The sequence below is a fragment of the Streptomyces cyanogenus genome, from assembly GCF_017526105.1.
Taxonomy (GTDB): domain Bacteria; phylum Actinomycetota; class Actinomycetes; order Streptomycetales; family Streptomycetaceae; genus Streptomyces; species Streptomyces cyanogenus.
Genome location: NZ_CP071839.1, coordinates 5427904 through 5445713, shown reverse-complemented (window position 1 = coordinate 5445713; position 17810 = coordinate 5427904). Strand labels below are relative to the sequence as shown.

16 protein-coding genes are annotated in these 17810 nt (G+C 73.5%); 9 read left to right on the top strand and 7 right to left on the bottom strand.

What is annotated here, in order from left to right:
* Window positions 1-172 precede the first annotated feature (172 nt).
* Entirely contained in the window at window positions 173-967 is a 795-nt protein-coding gene (locus S1361_RS24655; protein ID WP_208033949.1) for an enoyl-CoA hydratase/isomerase family protein, read from the bottom strand.
* Window positions 968-1161: 194 nt separating this feature from the next.
* Here S1361_RS24655 and S1361_RS24650 point away from each other — a divergent pair, with 194 nt between their 5' ends.
* A complete protein-coding gene (locus S1361_RS24650) occupies window positions 1162-1812 on the top strand; it encodes a hypothetical protein (protein ID WP_243769286.1) in 651 nt (216 codons plus the stop codon).
* On the opposite strand, the gene S1361_RS24645 is transcribed toward S1361_RS24650, so the two are convergent.
* Window positions 1787-2899 (bottom strand): adenylate/guanylate cyclase domain-containing protein, encoded by a 1113-nt coding sequence (locus S1361_RS24645; protein ID WP_208033948.1) that lies wholly within the window; start codon window positions 2897-2899, stop codon window positions 1787-1789. The two genes, S1361_RS24650 and S1361_RS24645, sit on opposite strands and share 26 nt — an antisense overlap.
* 296 nt (window positions 2900-3195) lie before the next feature.
* Window positions 3196-4056 (bottom strand): biotin--[acetyl-CoA-carboxylase] ligase, encoded by an 861-nt coding sequence (locus S1361_RS24640; RefSeq protein WP_208033947.1) that lies wholly within the window; start codon window positions 4054-4056, stop codon window positions 3196-3198.
* Window positions 4057-4166: 110 nt separating this feature from the next.
* Here S1361_RS24640 and S1361_RS24635 point away from each other — a divergent pair, with 110 nt between their 5' ends.
* From S1361_RS24635 to S1361_RS24625, 4 genes are all read left to right on the top strand, one after another.
* Entirely contained in the window at window positions 4167-5762 is a 1596-nt protein-coding gene (locus S1361_RS24635) for an acyl-CoA carboxylase subunit beta (protein WP_208033946.1), read from the top strand.
* 36 nt (window positions 5763-5798) lie between these two features.
* On the top strand, window positions 5799-6008 hold the full coding sequence (locus S1361_RS24630; protein WP_208033945.1) for an acyl-CoA carboxylase epsilon subunit: 210 nt from the start codon (window positions 5799-5801) through the stop codon (window positions 6006-6008).
* A 78-nt stretch (window positions 6009-6086) separates the two neighbouring features.
* The gene (gene mmpB, locus S1361_RS39910) at window positions 6087-6215 is read left to right on the top strand and encodes a morphogenic membrane protein MmpB (RefSeq protein ID WP_279577623.1); all 129 of its coding nucleotides are present in this window, start codon (window positions 6087-6089) and stop codon (window positions 6213-6215) included.
* 32 nt (window positions 6216-6247) lie between these two features.
* Window positions 6248-6865, top strand: coding sequence for a Maf family protein (locus S1361_RS24625; RefSeq protein WP_208033944.1), 618 nt, complete (start codon window positions 6248-6250; stop codon window positions 6863-6865).
* Here S1361_RS24625 and S1361_RS24620 read toward each other — a convergent pair.
* Window positions 6837-7424, bottom strand: a complete 588-nt coding sequence (locus S1361_RS24620; RefSeq protein ID WP_243769285.1) for a hypothetical protein — start codon at window positions 7422-7424, stop codon at window positions 6837-6839. The genes S1361_RS24625 and S1361_RS24620 overlap by 29 nt on opposite strands.
* 363 nt (window positions 7425-7787) lie before the next feature.
* Between S1361_RS24620 and S1361_RS24615 the strand changes: the two genes are divergently transcribed.
* On the top strand, window positions 7788-9560 hold the full coding sequence (locus S1361_RS24615; RefSeq protein WP_208033943.1) for an acetyl/propionyl/methylcrotonyl-CoA carboxylase subunit alpha: 1773 nt from the start codon (window positions 7788-7790) through the stop codon (window positions 9558-9560).
* Between the two features lie 324 nt (window positions 9561-9884).
* On the opposite strand, the gene S1361_RS24610 is transcribed toward S1361_RS24615, so the two are convergent.
* The gene (locus tag S1361_RS24610; protein ID WP_208033942.1) at window positions 9885-10829 is read right to left on the bottom strand and encodes a DeoR/GlpR family DNA-binding transcription regulator; all 945 of its coding nucleotides are present in this window, start codon (window positions 10827-10829) and stop codon (window positions 9885-9887) included.
* A 166-nt stretch (window positions 10830-10995) separates the two neighbouring features.
* Window positions 10996-12444, bottom strand: a complete 1449-nt coding sequence (locus S1361_RS24605) for an NAD(P)H-quinone dehydrogenase (RefSeq protein ID WP_208033941.1) — start codon at window positions 12442-12444, stop codon at window positions 10996-10998.
* A 96-nt stretch (window positions 12445-12540) separates the two neighbouring features.
* Between S1361_RS24605 and S1361_RS24600 the strand changes: the two genes are divergently transcribed.
* The 3 genes from S1361_RS24600 to S1361_RS24590 all read left to right on the top strand — a co-directional run bounded on the left by S1361_RS24600 (window position 12541) and on the right by S1361_RS24590 (window position 15805).
* Window positions 12541-12978, top strand: a complete 438-nt coding sequence (locus S1361_RS24600; RefSeq protein WP_208033940.1) for a gamma-glutamylcyclotransferase family protein — start codon at window positions 12541-12543, stop codon at window positions 12976-12978.
* Between the two features lie 133 nt (window positions 12979-13111).
* Window positions 13112-13936, top strand: coding sequence for a purine-nucleoside phosphorylase (locus S1361_RS24595; RefSeq protein ID WP_208033939.1), 825 nt, complete (start codon window positions 13112-13114; stop codon window positions 13934-13936).
* Between the two features lie 237 nt (window positions 13937-14173).
* Window positions 14174-15805 carry a phospho-sugar mutase gene (locus S1361_RS24590; RefSeq protein ID WP_208033938.1) on the top strand — a complete coding sequence of 544 codons (1632 nt, stop codon included), beginning with the start codon at window positions 14174-14176 and terminating at the stop codon, window positions 15803-15805.
* A gap of 49 nt (window positions 15806-15854) precedes the next feature.
* Here S1361_RS24590 and S1361_RS24585 read toward each other — a convergent pair whose 3' ends face one another.
* A complete protein-coding gene (locus tag S1361_RS24585; protein WP_208033937.1) occupies window positions 15855-17522 on the bottom strand; it encodes a hypothetical protein in 1668 nt (555 codons plus the stop codon).
* Window positions 17523-17810: the final 288 nt, after the last annotated feature.

Here is a 17810-nt window from a genome sequence, read left to right as displayed (position 1 = left end):
TTAGGGAGGATTGGCGGGGTTCGGGACATTGGTGAGGCGATCAGGTGGAATGCGCGCCTACCGGGTGGGGGCTGCCGAGCGTTGCCCGGTGCGGGTCCGTCCTGGCCGGTCGCGCAGTTCCCCGCGCCCCTTCAGGGCGCGTCGCGGCCGCGGACAGCCGTGGCAGGGTGCCTCACTCTCCCGGCCACCGCGGCGTGCGCTTCTCGTTGAAGGCCGCCACGCCCTCCGCCCGGTCGCCGGAGAAGGCCACCGAGCGCCACGCCGCGTCCTCGACCTCCAGGCCGGCCCGCAGGTCCAGCCCGTGCCCCAGCCGCAGCGCACGCTTCGCCGCCCGCAGGCCCACCGGCGAGTTCCCGGCGATGCGCTCCCCGAGCGCGAGCGCCTCCTCGCGGTCCCGGCCGGCCTCCACCAGCCGGTCCACCAGCCCCAGCTCGGCCGCCTCCGCCGCCTCCACGCGCCGCGCCGAGAAGATCAGCTCGGCCGCGCGCGCCGCACCGACCCGCCGGGGCAGCAGCTGCGTGCCGCCGCCGCCCGGGATCACGCCCACGGACACCTCCGGCAGCCCCACCACCGCCGTGGCGTCGGCCACGATCAGGTCGCAGGACAGCGCCAGCTCGAACCCGCCGCCCAGCGCGAAACCGTGCACCGCCGCGACGGTCGGCATCGGCAGTTCCAGCACCCCGGTGTACGCGGCCCGCGCCACCGGCCGCTGCCGAACCAGGTCGGCGTCGGTGAAGGAGTTCCGCTCCTTCAGGTCCGCGCCCACGCAGAAGGCCCGTTCGTGCGACGAGGTCAGGACGACCACCCGGGCGTCGCGGTCGGCGGCGAGCGCGGCGCACGCGTCCGCGAGGGACCGGGCCATCCCGGTGGAGACGGCGTTCATCGCCTTGGGCCGGTCCAGCACCAGCTCCGCGACATGCCCGTGCCGCCGCACCAGCACGAACTCCCCGAACCGCTCCTCGCTCATGACACCCCTCCGGTTAACGCGGGTTAACTGTCCGTCGGCCCGATCATCGCAGCCACGCCCTCTCCCGGGAAGCCCGGGGCACCCCGCCCGTTCGCCCGTTCGAGTGACATCCCGGCCGTCTGCGCGCACTTCGCCCATGGGAGCGCATAGCGTGCGCCACGGCGCGCCCCGGGCGCGCGACGGGGAGGGAACCCATGACACCGATACCTGGACGGTCTGCCGCGGCACAGGACAGCGCGCCGGCGAGTACGCCGGGCGCACGCCGCGGGCGGCACCGCAAGCCCCATCCGCGCAAGGTGCTGCTGGCCGTCGTCGGTCTCCTCCTGGCCGCGGGGGCGCTCAGCCTGGTCCGGGTGGCTCCGGAGTCCGGGGTCGGCGCGTCCGGTACGGCGGAGGCGGAGCCCCGGCGCGACCCGGGCGGCCGGACCCCGGACGGCCCCGCGAACACCTCGGCCACCATCGCCGCCCCCACCGCGCTGCCCTCGGCGACCTCCGCCATGGGCGGCCGGAGCCTCGCACCGGCGCCCGCCGGGTCCCCGGTCCCGACCGCACCGGGCACGGCACCGGGTACGGCCACGGCAGCGCCCGGCCCCACCGCCGTACCGACCGCCGAAGCGACCCGGACCCCGGGCCCGCCCGGCGGCCCGACGGGCCCCGCGCCGACGGCGTCCGCCCCGCGTCCGGCCCCGGCGACTCCCACGCCGTCCCCGACCCCCACTCCCGGCCACGGCCCGGCGGAACCCGATCCGGGCGGGGTGTGCGTGCCGGTGATCGCCCTGTGCGTGGACGTGCTCGGCGACGACGGCGGTCGGCGAGCTGCTACGGCCGGCCGTCGCGGCGCATGAGCAGCCACGGCTCGACCACGCCGAGCCCGCGCACCGGGCGCTGCCACATCGGCTGGAGCGCGAAGCGGTACACCGGCGGCTCCTCGCCCTCCTTCTCGGCGGCCGCCGCGGCCTCCGCCGCCTCCGCCTCCGAGGCGGGCGCCTCGCCGGTGCGGATCAGCTCCTCGGCGAAGGCGCTGTCCACCAGGACGGCGTCGCGCGGGGCTATCGAGGTCAACCGGGAGGCCAGGTTCACCGTCGTGCCGAACACATCACCCATACGGGTGGTCACCGTGCCGAACGCCATGCCGACCCGCAGCTCGGGCATCGTCTCGTCGTTCGACAGCGTCTCCACCAGCCGCAGCGCGATGTCCGCGGCCGTACCCGCGTCGTCCGCCGCGTACAGCACCTCGTCGCCGAGGGTCTTGATGAGCCGGCCGCCGCGCGCGGCCACCAGGTCGGCGGCGGTCGTCTCGAACGCCTCGACCAGCTCGCCCAGCTCCTCCTCCTCCATACGGCGGGTGAGGCGGGTGAAGCCGACCAGGTCGGCGAAGCCGACGGCCAGGCGCCGGTCGACCATCTCCTCGTCGTCACCGGTCTGCACGACACGGCCGGCGGAGGCGGCGAGCTGGCGGCGCCACACGTAGACGAGGAACTCCTCCAGCTCGGGCAGGAGCAGCTCGACGATCGGGTACGTCACCTCGGTGCGGGTCATCCCGGGCTCCGGGGGCTCGGTCAGGCCCTCCAGGAACGAGTCGATCTGCCACTCGGCCAACCGGGCGGTGGTCTGCCCCGTGGACCGGGCCACCTGCACCGCCATCGCCTCGCTCAGCAGGCCCGCCTCCACCAGGCCGGCGAGCCGGCGCAGGGCCAGGACGTCGGCCTCGGTGAGGGCCTTGGCCTGGCCGATGTCCGCGAAGCCCATCGCCCGCCAGAAGCGGGACGCCAACTCCATGGAGACGCCGGCGCTGCGGGCCGCCTGAAACGGGGTGTAGCGGCGCTCGGCGCCCAGGATGAGCTGTTCGAGCCGCAGGGCCAGCGGGTCCTCGCCGGTGTCGGCGGCGTGGGGGTCCCCGCCAGCGCCGGAGCCCGTGTCGTCGACGGTCACGCCTGCTGCCCTTCCGATCTGCCGCGGTCACGTATCGACCGGCCTCAACTCTACGGCAGGTGTGCGCCAGCTCACTCCGTCGGGTTCGGCCGGGGGGGCTCGCCGGGTACCGGGTTCGTGGACCGGCGTTGCTGCCGCGCACCGGGGGGCCGCGCCCCCGGGCCCCGCATCGGCCGAGGCCCGGGGACCCACCCGCCGGCGCCGACCGCGGGTACGCCGTGGCCGCTCGCGCAGTTCCCCGCGCCCCCGGGGGAGCTGCAGCGAGCCGCACCACGCAGCACCGGCAGCCCGTAGGGCTACGCGGGCCGCAGGTGCACGATGTCCCCCGCTCCCACCGGCTCCTGCATCCCCTGATCCGTGGCGATGATCAGGCGCCCGTCGCCGTCCAGTGCCACGGCCTCCCCCACCACCGCCCGCTCCCCCGGCAACTCGGCGCGCACCACGCGGCCGAGCGTGGCGCACCCTGCCGTGTACGTCTCCTGGAGGCCGCTCGCCGAGGGGTCGCCGCCCGCGGCCCGCCACCGCCCGTACCAGTCCTCCAGCGACCGCAGCACCGCCCGCAGCAACGGATCCCGGTCCGTGCCCACCGCCCCGGCCAGCGCGAGGGAGCCCGCCTGCGGGACGGGAAGCTCGTCGGCCCGCAGGGTGACGTTGATGCCCACACCGACGACGACACCGTCCGCGCCGGCCCGCTCGGCGAGGATCCCGCCGGCCTTGCGCTCCTCGCCGCCGACGGTGACCAGCAGGTCGTTCGGCCACTTGAGTGCCGTGTCGACGCCCGCGGCCCGGGACAGCCCGGTCGCCACCGCCACGCCCGTCAGCAGCGGCAGCCACCCCCAGCGGGCCACCGGCACCTCGGTGGGCTTCAGCAGTACGGAGAAGAACAGACCCGAGCGCGGCGGAGCGGTCCAGCGGCGGTCCAGCCGGCCCCGGCCGGCCGTCTGCTCCTCCGCCACCAGCACCGCCCCCTCGTCGGCCTTCCCCGCCTCGGCCCGCGCGGCGAGGTCGGAGTTGGTGGAGCCGGTCTGCTGCACCACCTCGATCTCGCGGTACAGGCCCCCCTCCCGGACCAGCCCGCGCCGCAGTGCCACGGCGTTCAGGGGCGGACGGTCCAGGTCGGACCAGCGGCTGTCGTCTGATGGATTCTGCGGCGTCATGCAAGCCACCCTAGGTGTGGTAAACGACGCACTGCTGATCCGTAGGCCCGCCACTACTCTACGGATGAGTAACCGTCCCCCCTTTTGAGCAGGCAGGGAGCCGCATCCCGATGTCCGAGCCGGAAGAGATCGACATTCACACCACCGCTGGCAAGCTGGCGGATCTCCAGCGCCGCATCCACGAGGCGACGCACGCCGGCTCGGAACGCGCCGTCGAGAAGCAGCACGCCAAGGGCAAGCTGACGGCCCGTGAGCGGATCGAACTGCTGCTCGACGAAGACTCGTTCGTCGAGCTGGACGAGTTCGCCCGGCACCGCTCCACCAACTTCGGGCTGGAGAAGAACCGGCCGTACGGGGACGGGGTCGTCACCGGGTACGGAACCGTCGACGGCCGCCCGGTCGCCGTGTTCTCCCAGGACTTCACCGTCTTCGGCGGGGCACTGGGCGAGGTCTACGGCCAGAAGATCGTCAAGGTCATGGACTTCGCGCTGAAGACCGGCTGCCCGGTCATCGGCATCAACGACTCCGGCGGCGCCCGCATCCAGGAGGGGGTCGCCTCCCTCGGCGCGTACGGCGAGATCTTCCGCCGCAACACCCACGCCTCCGGCGTGATCCCGCAGATCAGCCTGATCGTCGGCCCGTGCGCGGGCGGCGCGGTCTACTCCCCGGCCATCACCGACTTCACGGTCATGGTCGACCAGACCTCGCACATGTTCATCACCGGCCCGGACGTCATCAAGACCGTCACCGGCGAGGACGTCGGCTTCGAGGAGCTGGGCGGCGCCCGCACCCACAACGCCACCTCCGGCGTGGCCCACCACATGGCCGGGGACGAGAAGGACGCCATCGAGTACGTCAAGCAGCTGCTGTCGTACCTGCCGTCCAACAACCTCTCCGAGCCCCCGGTCTTCCCGGAGGAGGCGGACCTCACCGTCAGCGACGAGGACCGCGAGCTGGACACGCTCGTCCCGGACAGCGCGAACCAGCCGTACGACATCCGCACGGTGATCGAACACGTTCTGGACGACGCCGAGTTCTTCGAGACGCAGGCGCTGTTCGCGCCGAACATCGTCACCGGCTTCGGCCGGGTCGAGGGCCACCCGGTCGGTGTCGTCGCCAACCAGCCGATGCAGTTCGCCGGCTGCCTCGACATCACGGCGAGCGAGAAGGCCGCCCGCTTCGTGCGGACCTGCGACGCCTTCAACATCCCGGTGCTGACCTTCGTGGACGTGCCGGGCTTCCTGCCCGGCGTCGACCAGGAGCACGACGGCATCATCCGGCGCGGTGCCAAGCTCATCTACGCCTACGCCGAGGCCACCGTCCCGCTCATCACCGTCATCACCCGCAAGGCCTTCGGCGGCGCCTACGACGTCATGGGCTCCAAGCACCTGGGCGCCGACCTCAACCTGGCCTGGCCGACCGCCCAGATCGCGGTCATGGGCGCCCAGGGCGCGGTCAACATCCTGCACCGCCGCACCATCGCCGAGGCGGAGGCGAACGGTGAGGACGTCGAGGCGGTCCGGGCGCGGCTGATCCAGGAGTACGAGGACACCCTCCTCAACCCCTACGTCGCGGCCGAGCGCGGCTACATCGACGCCGTGATCATGCCGTCCGACACCCGCGCCCACGTCGTGCGCGGCCTGCGTCAGCTGCGTACCAAGCGGGAATCCCTGCCTCCGAAGAAGCACGGCAACATCCCCCTCTAGGTCCCCCGCCAAGCCCTGCTGCCCCTGGGAGCGGTCATGAACATCAAGGTCGTACGAGGCAATCCGACCCCGGAGGAGCTGGCCGCCGCCCTGGCGGTGGTCCGCGCCCGCGCCGCGGCGGCAGCGGCGGTGCCGTCCGGCGTGGAGGGCCCGAGGGACGCGTGGTCCGACCCGTCGCGGATCGCTGCGGCCCGGGTGCACCGGCCGGGCCCGGCGTCCTGGACCCGCACCTACTGGCCCAGCTGAGGAATTTGTCCGCACCGGGCGCCAACTTGAGTAGCCGTACTCAGGCGCCCGGCCCCGGACCAGCCGCACGCTGGACGAGTGCTGTGGTCAGACCCGGAAGACGAACCGCCGAAAGAACTGCGCGACATGCAGAACATGCTTCGGCGGCTCGGCTTCCTCATGGCGCTGGCCATGGTCCTGATCATGATCGTCATCGGGCTGAGGTGAGCCGGGCGGCCCCGCCTGACTAACCTGACCGCATGACTGCCACACGCCGCAGGCGACTCGTGCTCGCCTCCCAGTCCCCCGCCCGGCTGGCCCTGCTCCGGCAGGCCGGCCTCGCCCCCGAGGTGATCGTCAGCGGTGTCGACGAGGACGCCGTCACCGCGCCCACCCCGGCGGAGCTGGCGCTCGCCCTGGCCGAGGCGAAGGCTTCGGTCGTGGCGGCGAAGCCGGAGGTACAGGGTGCCCTGGTGATCGGCTGCGACTCGGTGCTGGAGCTGGACGGGCAGGCGCTCGGCAAGCCGGCGGACGCCGAGGAGGCCACCGCCCGCTGGAAGTCCATGCGCGGACGGGCCGGAGTGCTCCAGACGGGCCATTGCGTCTGGGACACGGAGGCCAAGCGGTACGTGTCGGCGACCGCCTCCACCGTCGTCCGGTTCGGCGATCCCAGCGACGAGGAGATCGCCGCCTACGTGGCCTCCGGGGAGCCGCTGCACGTCGCCGGCGCGTTCACCCTGGACGGCCGTTCGGCGCCGTTCATCGAGGGCATCGACGGCGACCACGGCAACGTGATCGGCATCAGCCTGCCCCTGGTCCGCAGGCTCCTCGCCGAACTGGGTGTGGGCATCACGGAGTTGTGGTCGCCGGAACGGTGATCTGGGCGGGGACGGAGTCCTGGGGCTCCTCGTCCCCGTCCTGCGGTTCGTCCGTACGGCTCACCGGCGCGCCCGCGCCGGCGGGGGCCGCACCCGGCTCCGCCCGCGCGTCCGGTTCCCCGCCCTGCCCCGGCACGCCGTCCGCGGCCGCCGGGCTCTGAGGGCCACCCGTACGGTCGTACGTCATCAGGAGCAGCACGATCAGCCCGAGTACGGTCACCATGAACAGGAACGCCGTCCAGCCGACCAGGCCCCAGGCGAACGCGCCGAGCAGGCCGTGCACCACGGCCGCGCTGATCAGCAGGACGCGGCCGAGACCGGCCGGGGCGCGGTCGCGTACCCCGACGAGCACGGCCACCAGGGCGCACAGGGCGAAGTAGAGGCCGAAGACCACCCCGCCGACCTTCGAGGACGTCGCCATGACGTCGGGGTCGAGGCCGGCCAGGGACATGTCCTGCCGGTCGACGACCACGCCGAGGAACCAGTTCAGCGCGGCGATGAAGACGGCCTCCGCCAGGAGGACGACCGCCACGACCCCTGCCACCGGTCTGCGCACCACCGGGCCCACCCACTCTCACACCGACAGCCTGTTACCTCGGGTTCGTTCCGGACAGCGCGAACGCTACTAACGGGTAAACCGGGGGACAAGGGTTCGGGCGGCAGCAAAGAATCATTGGGCCATTCGTAGGGACTCGACAAAGAAACAGAGTGGGCCGCAGCACGCTCTCACAGAGACCTTGGCCACATGGCAAGGCTAGGGTTTTCCGAAGGAGTCCTGCGTACCGTGGTGCGACAAGGGCTTTCGCGGGTCGAGCGAGCCTCGTATCACGCTCCGTGTGGGCAAGCTCACCACTGGGGACGGGTCGAAGTGCCGTGTCGGCAGTCCCTAAACTCGGCTTGTTTCAAGGAGGGAGCCTCAATCGTGCGCAAGGTGCTCATCGCCAACCGTGGCGAAATCGCTGTCCGCGTGGCCCGGGCCTGCCGGGACGCCGGGATCGCGAGCGTGGCCGTCTACGCCGACCCGGACCGGGACGCTCTGCATGTCCGCGCCGCGGATGAGGCGTTCGCCCTGGGCGGTGACACTCCGGCCACCAGTTACCTGGTCATCGACAAGATCCTGAACGCGGCGCGGGAGTCCGGGGCCGACGCCGTCCATCCGGGGTACGGCTTCCTCTCGGAGAACGCCGACTTCGCGCAGGCGGTCCTGGACGCGGGCCTGATCTGGATCGGCCCGCCGCCGCAGGCCATCCGCGACCTGGGCGACAAGGTCGCCGCCCGGCACATCGCCCAGCGCGCCGGCGCGCCGCTGGTCGCCGGTACGCCCGATCCGGTGAGCGGTGCCGAGGAGGTCGTGGCCTTCGCCCGGGAGCACGGCCTGCCGATCGCCATCAAGGCCGCCTTCGGTGGCGGTGGCCGCGGCCTGAAGGTCGCCCGGACCCTGGAAGAGGTCCCGGAGCTGTACGAGTCGGCGGTGCGCGAGGCGGTGGCCGCCTTCGGCCGCGGCGAGTGCTTCGTCGAGCGCTACCTGGACCGTCCGCGGCACGTGGAGACCCAGTGCCTGGCGGACAAGCACGGCAACGTGGTCGTCGTCTCCACCCGTGACTGCTCCCTCCAGCGCCGGCACCAGAAGCTGGTGGAGGAGGCCCCGGCGCCGTTCCTGTCCGAGGAGCAGGTCGCCGAGCTGTACCGCGCGTCGAAGGCCATCCTGAAGGAGGCCCGCTACGAGGGCGCGGGTACCTGTGAGTTCCTGGTCGGCCAGGACGGCACGATCTCCTTCCTGGAGGTCAACACCCGTCTCCAGGTCGAGCACCCGGTGACCGAGGAGGTCGCCGGCATCGACCTGGTCCGCGAGATGTTCCGCATCGCCGACGGCGAGGAGCTGGGTTACGGCGACCCGGTGCTGCGCGGACACTCGTTCGAGTTCCGGATCAACGGCGAGGACCCGGGCCGCAACTTCCTCCCGGCCCCCGGTACGGTCACCCGGTTCGACCCGCCGTCCGGTCCCGGCGTCCGCCTGGACGCGGGCGTGGAGTCCGGCTCGGTCATCGGCCCGGCGTGGGACTCCCTGCTGGCCAAGCTGATCGTGACGGGCCGTACCCGCAAGGAGGCCCTGGAGCGGGCCGCCCGCGCGCTGGACGAGTTCCAGGTCGAGGGCATGGCGACGGCGATCCCCTTCCACCGCGTGGTGGTCCGGGACCCGGCGTTCGCTCCGGAGCTGACCGGCTCCGCCGACCCCTTCACGGTCCACACCCGCTGGATCGAGACGGAGTTCGTCAACGAGATCAAGCCGTTCGCCGCTCCGGCCGAGGCCGAGGCGGAGGAGGAGCTGGGCCGCGAGACGGTCGTCGTGGAGGTCGGCGGCAAGCGCCTGGAGGTCTCCCTGCCGGCCTCGCTCGGCATGTCCCTGGCCCGTACGGGCCTGGCGGCCGGCGCCAAGCCGAAGCGCCGCGCGGCCAAGAAGTCCGGTCCGGTCGCCTCCGGCGACACCCTCGCCTCGCCCATGCAGGGCACGATCGTCAAGATCGCCGTCGAGGAGGGCCAGGAGGTCCAGGAGGGCGACCTGGTCGTGGTCCTGGAGGCCATGAAGATGGAGCAGCCCCTCAACGCGCACAAGGCGGGCACCATCAAGGGCCTGACCGCCGAGGTCGGCGCCTCCATCACCTCGGGCGCCGCGATCTGCGAGATCAAGGACTGACCCGCTCCACCATCTCCCCCACGCCCGGCGGCCACCCTCACGGCCCGCCGGGCGTGGCGTTTTCCGGGCTCGTACGGGGTTGGGCCGACCGGCGGAACGATTCACCGTCAGGTGGGCGATGTGGCCGAACGGTTCGGGAGAGCCACGGGGGGTGCTTCGCCCTCCCGGAGCACTCCCCTGCTGCCAGGGCCGCCGGCCGGGCGGACACCCGTGCGGCCCCGACGGTCGCCCTCGTGTCGTACCGCCTGCCGTGGCGCACCGGCGAACCGGTGGTGCCGGCGACCCGCGGGGCAGCGCCTCATCCGCCCCGCGCCCGTGCCGCCGTCATCGGCGGCGCAGGTCGGCGACGCGGCCGCGGTCGGGGGAGGCCGGGTCGCCCAGGCCCGTGGTGGAACGCAGCGGGGAGGAGCCGGGTACGTGGCCTCGTCGTGGTCCCGGCAGGGGGGCGCGGCGGCCCGCCGGGACCTGGTCACCCCCCGGGCTCCCGCTCGCCCCGGCGACGGCGATCTGCACCCCCTGGTCGGCGAGCGCCTGCAACTCCGTGGCGGCCCGGTCGTCGTGGGCGGGGGGCTCGTCGGTGACGAGCCGGGTGATGAGGTCCGTCGGCACGGTCTGGAACATGGTGTCCGTGCCGAGCTTGGTGTGGTCGGCGAGGACCACCACCTCCGCGGCGGCCTGGACGAGGGCCCGGTCGACGGATGCCGAGAGCATGTTGGAGGTGGACAGCCCGCGTTCGGCCGTCAGGCCGCTTCCGGAGAGGAAGGCCTTCGACACGCGCAGGCCCTGGAGGGACTGCTCCGCGCCGGAGCCGACGAGGGCGTAGTTGGAGCCGCGCAGGGTGCCCCCGGTCATCACGACCTCCACCCGGTTGGCGTGGGCCAGCGCCTGGGCCACCAGGAGGGAGTTGGTGACGACCGTCAGGCCCGGCACGCGCGCGAGGCGGCGGGCCAGCTCCTGCGTGGTCGTACCGGCCCCGACCACGATCGCCTCGCCTTCTTCGACGAGGCCCGCCGCGAGGTCGGCGATGGCCGTCTTCTCGGCGGTCGCGAGATGCGATTTCTGCGGGAAGCCGGACTCACGCGTGAAACCGCCCGGCAGTACCGCACCGCCGTGCCGGCGGTCGAGGAGTCCTTCTGCCTCCAGTGCGCGCACGTCCCGCCGTACGGTCACTTCGGAGGTCTGGACGACGCGGGCGAGCTCACGGAGCGACACGGCACCGTTCGCTCGCACCATTTCGAGGATCAGTTGGCGACGTTCAGCAGCGAACACGAAACTGACAGTAACCCCAGCGACCGTCTGCTTTCAGCAGTTTGCGCCGAATAACAGAAGTTGTTCGCATGGCAGGGCGGGAAGTGATATAAGACCCACCCGCCCCGACTATGCCAGCCGCACACCCGGCAACTCCCGGTGACCAGCGGGAAGTCGGACGGCCCCGTCAGCCTTCCGCGCTCGCCTTGCGGGTGTGCAGCTGCCGGGCGACCTCGGCGATCGACCCCGAAAGGGAGGGGTACACCGTGAACGCGTTCGCGATCTGTTCGACCGTCAGATTGTTGTCGACGGCGATCGAGATGGGGTGGATCAGTTCCGAGGCGCGGGGGGCCACGACGACACCGCCGACGACGATCCCGGTGCCGGGCCGGCAGAAGATCTTCACGAAGCCGTCCCGGATGCCCTGCATCTTGGCGCGGGGGTTGCGCAGCAGGGGCAGCTTGACCACCCTCGCGTCGATCTTGCCCGCGTCCACGTCCGCCTGCGTGTAGCCGACCGTGGCGATCTCCGGGTCGGTGAAGACGTTGGAGGAGACGGTCTTCAGGTTCAGCGGGGCCACCGCGTCGCCCAGGAAGTGGTACATGGCGATACGTCCCTGCATGGCGGCGACCGAGGCCAGGGCGAACACGCCGGTCACGTCACCGGCCGCGTACACGCCGGGCGCGGTCGTCCGCGAGACCTTGTCGGTCCAGATGTGCCCGGACTCGCGCAGCTTGACCCCGGCCTCCTCCAGACCCAGTCCCGCGCTGTTCGGGATGGCGCCGACGGCCATCAGGCAGTGCGAGCCGCTGATGACCCGGCCGTCGGCCAGCGTCACCTCGACCCGGTCGCCGACGCGCTTGGCGGACTGCGCGCGGGAGCGGGCCATGACGTTCATGCCGCGGCGGCGGAAGACGTCCTCCAGGACGGCGGCGGCGTCAGGGTCCTCGCCGGGCAGCACGCGGTCGCGGGAGGAGACGAGCGTGACCTTGGACCCGAGGGCCTGGTAGGCGCCGGCGAACTCGGCACCGGTGACGCCCGAGCCGACCACGATCAGCTCTTCCGGCAGCTCGGTGAGGTCGTAGACCTGGGTCCAGTTGAGGATGCGCTCCCCGTCGGGCTGGGCGTCGGGCAGCTCGCGCGGGTGACCGCCGGTGGCGATGAGGACGGCGTCGGCGGTGAGGGTCTCCTCGGTGCCGTCGGCGGCGGTGACGACGACCTTGCGGGACCCGTCCAGGGCCTGCATGCCGTCCAGCCGGCCGCGGCCGCGCATGACCCGGGCACCGGCGCGGGTGACGGAGGCGGTGATGTCGTGCGACTGGGCGAGCGCGAGCCGCTTCACCCGGCGGTTGACCTTGCCGAGGTCCACGCCGACCACCCGGGCCGCCTGCTCCAGCGGCGGGGTGTCGTCCGCGACGATGATGCCGAGCTCTTCGTACGACGAGTCGAAGGTCGTCATGACCTCGGCCGTAGCGATAAGGGTCTTCGACGGCACGCAGTCGGTCAGCACCGACGCTCCGCCCAGACCGTCGCAGTCGACGACGGTCACCTCCGCGCCGAGCTGAGCGGCCACCAGCGCCGCTTCGTATCCGCCGGGTCCGCCACCGATGATCACGATCCGAGTCACGTACTCCATTGTCCCGCACGCCTCAAGGTGTTACTGCCCCGGGGCGCCACCGGGTCGCTCCCGGGGCGGCAGGGGCGTGTGGTGCGCCTGCCGTACCCTCTGTGCATGTCGCTCTATGCCGCGTACGCCGGCAACCTCGACGCGCGCCTGATGTCCCGCCGCGCCCCGCACTCCCCGCTGCGCGCCACGGGGTGGCTGAACGGCTGGCGGCTGACCTTCGGCGGCGAGCAGCTCGGCTGGGAGGGCGCGCTGGCGACGATCGTCGAGGACCCGCTGGCGCAGGTCTTCGTCGGCCTGTACGACATCGCCCCCATGGACGAGGAGTCGCTCGACCGCTGGGAAGGCGTGGGGCTGCAGATCTACCGCCGGGTACGCGTGCGCGTGCACACGCTGGACGGCGAGGAGCCGGCCTGGGCGTACGTCCTCAACGCCTACGAGGGCGGGCTGCCGTCGGCGCGCTACCTGGGCGAGATCGCCGACGCGGCGGAGTCGGCGGGCGCGCCGCACGACTATGTGATGGAACTCCGCAAGCGCCCCTGCTGAGCCGGCACCGCCGCCGCCACCTCTCCTGCCTGCCCGTTCGCGCCTCGTTTGTGGAAACCGACAAGACAACGAACCCAAACCCGTGGGCTCCGTCATCTACGCGCGTAGGCGAAGACCGGTTACCCTCGTCGGCGTGAACGCATCTCTTCTTCCGGACGACATCCAGGGCGACCCCTACGCCGCCGCCGACGCCGCCGCCGCGCGCCTGCGCGAACTCACCGGCGCCGAGACCCACGACGTCGCCCTCGTGATGGGCTCCGGCTGGGCTCCGGCCGTCGACGCCCTGGGCGCGCCCGACGCCGAGTTCCAGGTCACCGAGCTGCCCGGCTTCCCGCCGCCGGCCGTCGAGGGCCACGGCGGAAAGATCCGCTCGTACTCCTTCGGTGACAAGCGGGCCCTGGTCTTCCTGGGCCGCACCCACTACTACGAGGGCCGTGGCGTCGCCGCCGTCGCCCACGGTGTGCGCACCGCCGTGGCGGCCGGCTGCAAGACCATCGTGCTGACCAACGGCTGCGGCGGTCTGCGCGAGGGCATGCGCCCCGGCCAGCCGGTCCTGATCAGCGACCACGTCAACCTCACGGCGACCTCCCCGATCGTCGGCGCCAACTTCGTCGACCTGACGGACCTGTACTCGCCGCGCCTGCGCGCCCTGTGCAAGGAGATCGACCCGACGCTGGAGGAGGGCGTCTACGCCCAGTTCCCCGGCCCGCACTACGAGACCCCGGCCGAGATCCGCATGGCCCGCGTCATCGGCGCGGACCTGGTCGGCATGTCCACGGTCCTGGAGGCGATCGCCGCCCGCGAGGCCGGCGCCGAGGTCCTCGGCATCTCCCTGGTCACCAACCTGGCCGCGGGCATGACCGGCGAACCCCTCAACCACGAGGAGGTCCTCCAGGCGGGCCGCGACTCGGCCGCCCGCATGGGCGAACTGCTGGCCCAGGTGCTGGGCCGCATCTGAGCAAAGGCCGGCAGAGGCCGAGCCGGGGCCGCCGGCCGAGCGGGGCGCGGTGCGGCGGTACGGCCGAGCACCGGGCACGATGCGGTACGACGGGGTGCCGGGCGGGCGTGGTGCCGGTGACGGTGGTGTGCCCGCTCGTCGGCCCTCCGGCCGGAGGAGTCGGTGGGTGGGCACACGGCGGTCTGGGGGCGGGGCCCCCAGGCGGATCAGGCAGACACAGGAGAGGTTGATCCCAAGGTGCACGACGATCTCATCGCCCGGGCCGAGGCCTGGCTCGCCGAGGATCCCGACCAGGAGACTCGCGACGAACTGGCCAAGCTGATCGAGGCCGGTGACACGACGGAGCTGGCGGCCCGCTTCGGCGGCACGCTCCAGTTCGGCACCGCCGGCCTGCGCGGCGAACTCGGTGCCGGCCCGATGCGCATGAACCGCAGCGTCGTCATCCGCGCCGCCGCGGGCCTCGCCGCGTACCTGAAGAAGCAGGGCCACACCGACGGACTCGTCGTCATCGGCTACGACGCCCGCCACAAGTCGGCCGACTTCGCCCGCGACACCGCCGCCGTGATGACCGGCGCCGGTCTGCGCGCCGCCGTCCTCCCCCGCCCGCTGCCCACCCCCGTTCTGGCCTTCGCGATCAGGCACCTCGGGGCGGTCGCGGGCGTGGAGGTCACCGCCAGCCACAACCCGCCGCGGGACAACGGCTACAAGGTCTACCTCGGCGACGGCTCGCAGATCGTCCCGCCCGCCGACGCGGAGATCGCCGCCGAGATCGACGCGATCGCCTCCCTGCACGACGTACCCCGCCCGGACGCCGGCTGGGAGACCCTGGACGACGCGGTCCTGGACGCCTACCTGGCCCGTACGGACGCCGTCCTGGCCGCCGGCTCCCCCCGCACCGCCCGCACCGTCTACACGGCCATGCACGGCGTCGGCAGGGACGTCCTGCTGGCCGCCTTCGCCCGCGCCGGCTTCCCCGAGCCGGTGCTGGTCGCCGAGCAGGCCGACCCGGACCCGGACTTCCCGACGGTCGCCTTCCCGAACCCGGAGGAGCCGGGCGCGATGGACCTGGCGTTCGCGCAGGCCCGCACCACCGACCCGGACCTCGTCATCGCCAACGACCCGGACGCCGACCGCTGCGCCGTGGCCGTCAAGGACGGCGGCGACTGGCGGATGCTGCGCGGCGACGAGGTCGGCGCACTGATCGCCGCCCACCTGGTCCGCCGCGGCGCCCGGGGCACCTTCGCCGAGTCGATCGTCTCCTCCTCCCTGCTCGGCCGGATCGCCGAGAAGGCGGGGCTGCCGTACGAGGAGACGCTGACCGGCTTCAAGTGGATCGCCCGCGTCGACGGCCTGCGCTACGGCTACGAGGAGGCCCTCGGCTACTGCGTGGACCCGGAGGGCGTGCGCGACAAGGACGGCATCACCGCCGCGCTGCTGATCACGGAGCTGGCGTCCGTGCTGAAGGAGGAGGGCCGTACCCTCCTCGACCTGCTGGACGACCTCGCCGTGGAGCACGGCCTGCACGCCACCGACCAGCTGTCGGTCCGGGTCCAGGACCTCTCGCTGATCGCCGACGCGATGCGCCGGCTGCGCGAGCAGCCGCCGACCGAGCTGGCCGGCCTGCCCGTCGTCCGGGCCGAGGACCTCACCCGGGGCACCGAGAAGCTGCCGCCCACGGACGGCCTGCGCTACACCCTGGACGGCGCCCGGGTCATCGTCCGCCCCAGCGGCACCGAGCCCAAGCTGAAGTGCTACCTGGAGGTCGTCGTACCGGTGTCCGCGCACGCCGGACTGCCGGCCGCCCGCACCCGCGCGACGGAGCTGCTGACGGCCGTCAAGCGCGATCTGTCGGCCGCCGCCGGCATCTGAGGTCCCGACGCCGTCGGGGTGCCCCCGGGGACACCCCGACGGCGCAGCCTCAGGGCAGCAGCACCAGCGCCGCCGCCCAGGCGAGCTCCAGCGCCAGCGCGAGCGGCCACAGCGGCCGGCCGCGCTGCCCGGGGTCGGCGGACACGGACGGGCGCAGCGACGGGGTGCGCCACAGGGCGGTGATCTCGCCGCCGACCCGCTCGTGCGGATGCACGAGCCGGAAGCGGCGCTCCAGCCAGGGCCAGCGCGGCGCGTGCACGGACCAGGCGGTGAACGAGGCCCGCCGGCTGTCCACCGTCAGCTCGGTGCCCTTGCACTCGACGGTCCTGATCTCGCCCCAGGGGACGTGCCGGGGCCCGCGCAGCCCGTTGAACCACAGCCCCTCACGGTCCGCCGTGACCCGCCAGGCGAGCCAGTGCGGCAGCCGCAGCGCGCCGACGACACCGGCGACGGCACCGAGCGCGTAACGCCACCCGCCGGTCTCGGACCACAGGAGCATCCCGGCCCAGGCCACCAGCAGCAGCGCGCAGAGCCGGTCCAGCAGACCCGCCCGCCACTGCCGTACGCCCGCCGGGGCCGTGCCGGCCGCCTCCGCGCTCCGGACGACGCTCTCTCCGGCCGACCGGCGCAGCTCCGCGTACGCCGCCCGGCGCTTCTCCCGGGCCAGTGCGCGCCGTACGGACGCCTCGGACAGGGGCCGCACGGGTCCCGACGACCGTTCCGGCACCGGCGGCCGCTCCGCCTCCTCGGCGGCCGCGACCAGCAGGATCTCCGCGCCGTCGCAGGGCACGCCGTACAGCACGGCCTCCCGCAGCGGCCCCGGTCCCTCCCGGTCGATCCGGGCCCGCAACTCCTGCTCCCGCTCCTCGTCGTCCGTCTCCTCGGCACCGTCGCGGACCTCCGTGACGGCGACCCGGAAGAGGGGGCGCAGCCCGGCCGTGTCGTCGGCGGCGCACACCTCGGTGTCGCCGTCGGCGCCCTCGCGGACCAGCACCCGGAGCACGGGCGCCGGCGCCGCGCGCAGGGCGGCGGCCCGGCGGCGGCCCAGCAGCCCGGAGGCCAGCGCGGTCAGGCCCTGGCCCGCCACCAGCCAGGCGAGCACCGGCACCGCAGGCGCCGCCTCGGCCGGGGTGACCGCGACCGCGCCGGTCCCGAGGGCGAGCAGGACGGCCCCGGCCACGATCAGGAACCGGCCGCGGGGCAGGGGCCGGTCCGCGTCCGGCAGCGGCGCGGTGACCCCGCCGGCCGCCTCCCGGGCCCGCTCCCGCTGCCGGCGCCGTGCCACCAGCCGCAGCACCGCCACGCCCCAGACCACGGCGAGAACGGCCGCGGCGGCCGCCGTCCCGGGCCGGCCGGCCCCCGGCCGCAGGACCGCCAGCGACACCGCGAGCACCGGCGCCGACACCGGCACGATCTCCGGGCGCACGCACAGCCACAGCACGTGCAGCGCGAGCAGCGCGGCGGCCCACGGCTCCCATCCGGCGGGCAGCGCGAACAGCTCCGCGACCGTCACGGCGGCGCACAGCGCGGTCAGCAGGTGCCCGTTACCGGAGGGCAGGGGCACCCAGCGCGGCGGCAGCGCGCCGAGCCAGCGGCGGGCGTGGTCACCGCTCCAGGCAGGGCCGCCGTCGGGTACCGGTGCGGTGGCGGACAGGGCGGCGGGCAGGGCCGAAGCGGGCAACGGCAGCGGCAGCGGCCGTCCGTGGGTCGTACTCATCGCTTTCCAGACACTAGGCAGGGGCGAACGGCTCGATCACCCCCGGCTGCCGCACGCTACGGCAGCGGAACCCCGGCGGAAAGGCCCCGGCCGGCAAGGGCTCCGGGGGAAGTACGCGCGACGTGCAGGAGCCCCCGGGGAGAAGGACGCGCGACGGGGAAGGGGCCAGGAGGGAAGGACGCGCCACGCGAGAGGCCCCGGAGGAGGGCGCGACCGGAAGGGCCCTGGGCAGCACGACCGGAAGGGCCGCGGGGGCAGGACGCGCGACCGGAAGAGCCCCGGAGAGCA

Bases quoted from the DNA above. Each gene is read 5' to 3' on its own strand.
- S1361_RS24655 (WP_208033949.1), bottom strand. From the start codon at position 967: ATGAGCGAGGAGCGGTTCGGGGAGTTCGTGCTGGTGCGGCGGCACGGG.
- S1361_RS24650 (WP_243769286.1), top strand. From the start codon at position 1,162: ATGACACCGATACCTGGACGGTCTGCCGCGGCACAGGACAGCGCGCCG.
- S1361_RS24640 (WP_208033947.1), bottom strand. From the start codon at position 4,056: ATGACGCCGCAGAATCCATCAGACGACAGCCGCTGGTCCGACCTGGAC.
- S1361_RS24635 (WP_208033946.1), top strand. From the start codon at position 4,167: ATGTCCGAGCCGGAAGAGATCGACATTCACACCACCGCTGGCAAGCTG.
- S1361_RS24630 (WP_208033945.1), top strand. From the start codon at position 5,799: ATGAACATCAAGGTCGTACGAGGCAATCCGACCCCGGAGGAGCTGGCC.
- S1361_RS24625 (WP_208033944.1), top strand. From the start codon at position 6,248: ATGACTGCCACACGCCGCAGGCGACTCGTGCTCGCCTCCCAGTCCCCC.
- S1361_RS24605 (WP_208033941.1), bottom strand. From the start codon at position 12,444: ATGGAGTACGTGACTCGGATCGTGATCATCGGTGGCGGACCCGGCGGA.
- S1361_RS24600 (WP_208033940.1), top strand. From the start codon at position 12,541: ATGTCGCTCTATGCCGCGTACGCCGGCAACCTCGACGCGCGCCTGATG.
- S1361_RS24585 (WP_208033937.1), bottom strand. From the start codon at position 17,522: ATGAGTACGACCCACGGACGGCCGCTGCCGCTGCCGTTGCCCGCTTCG.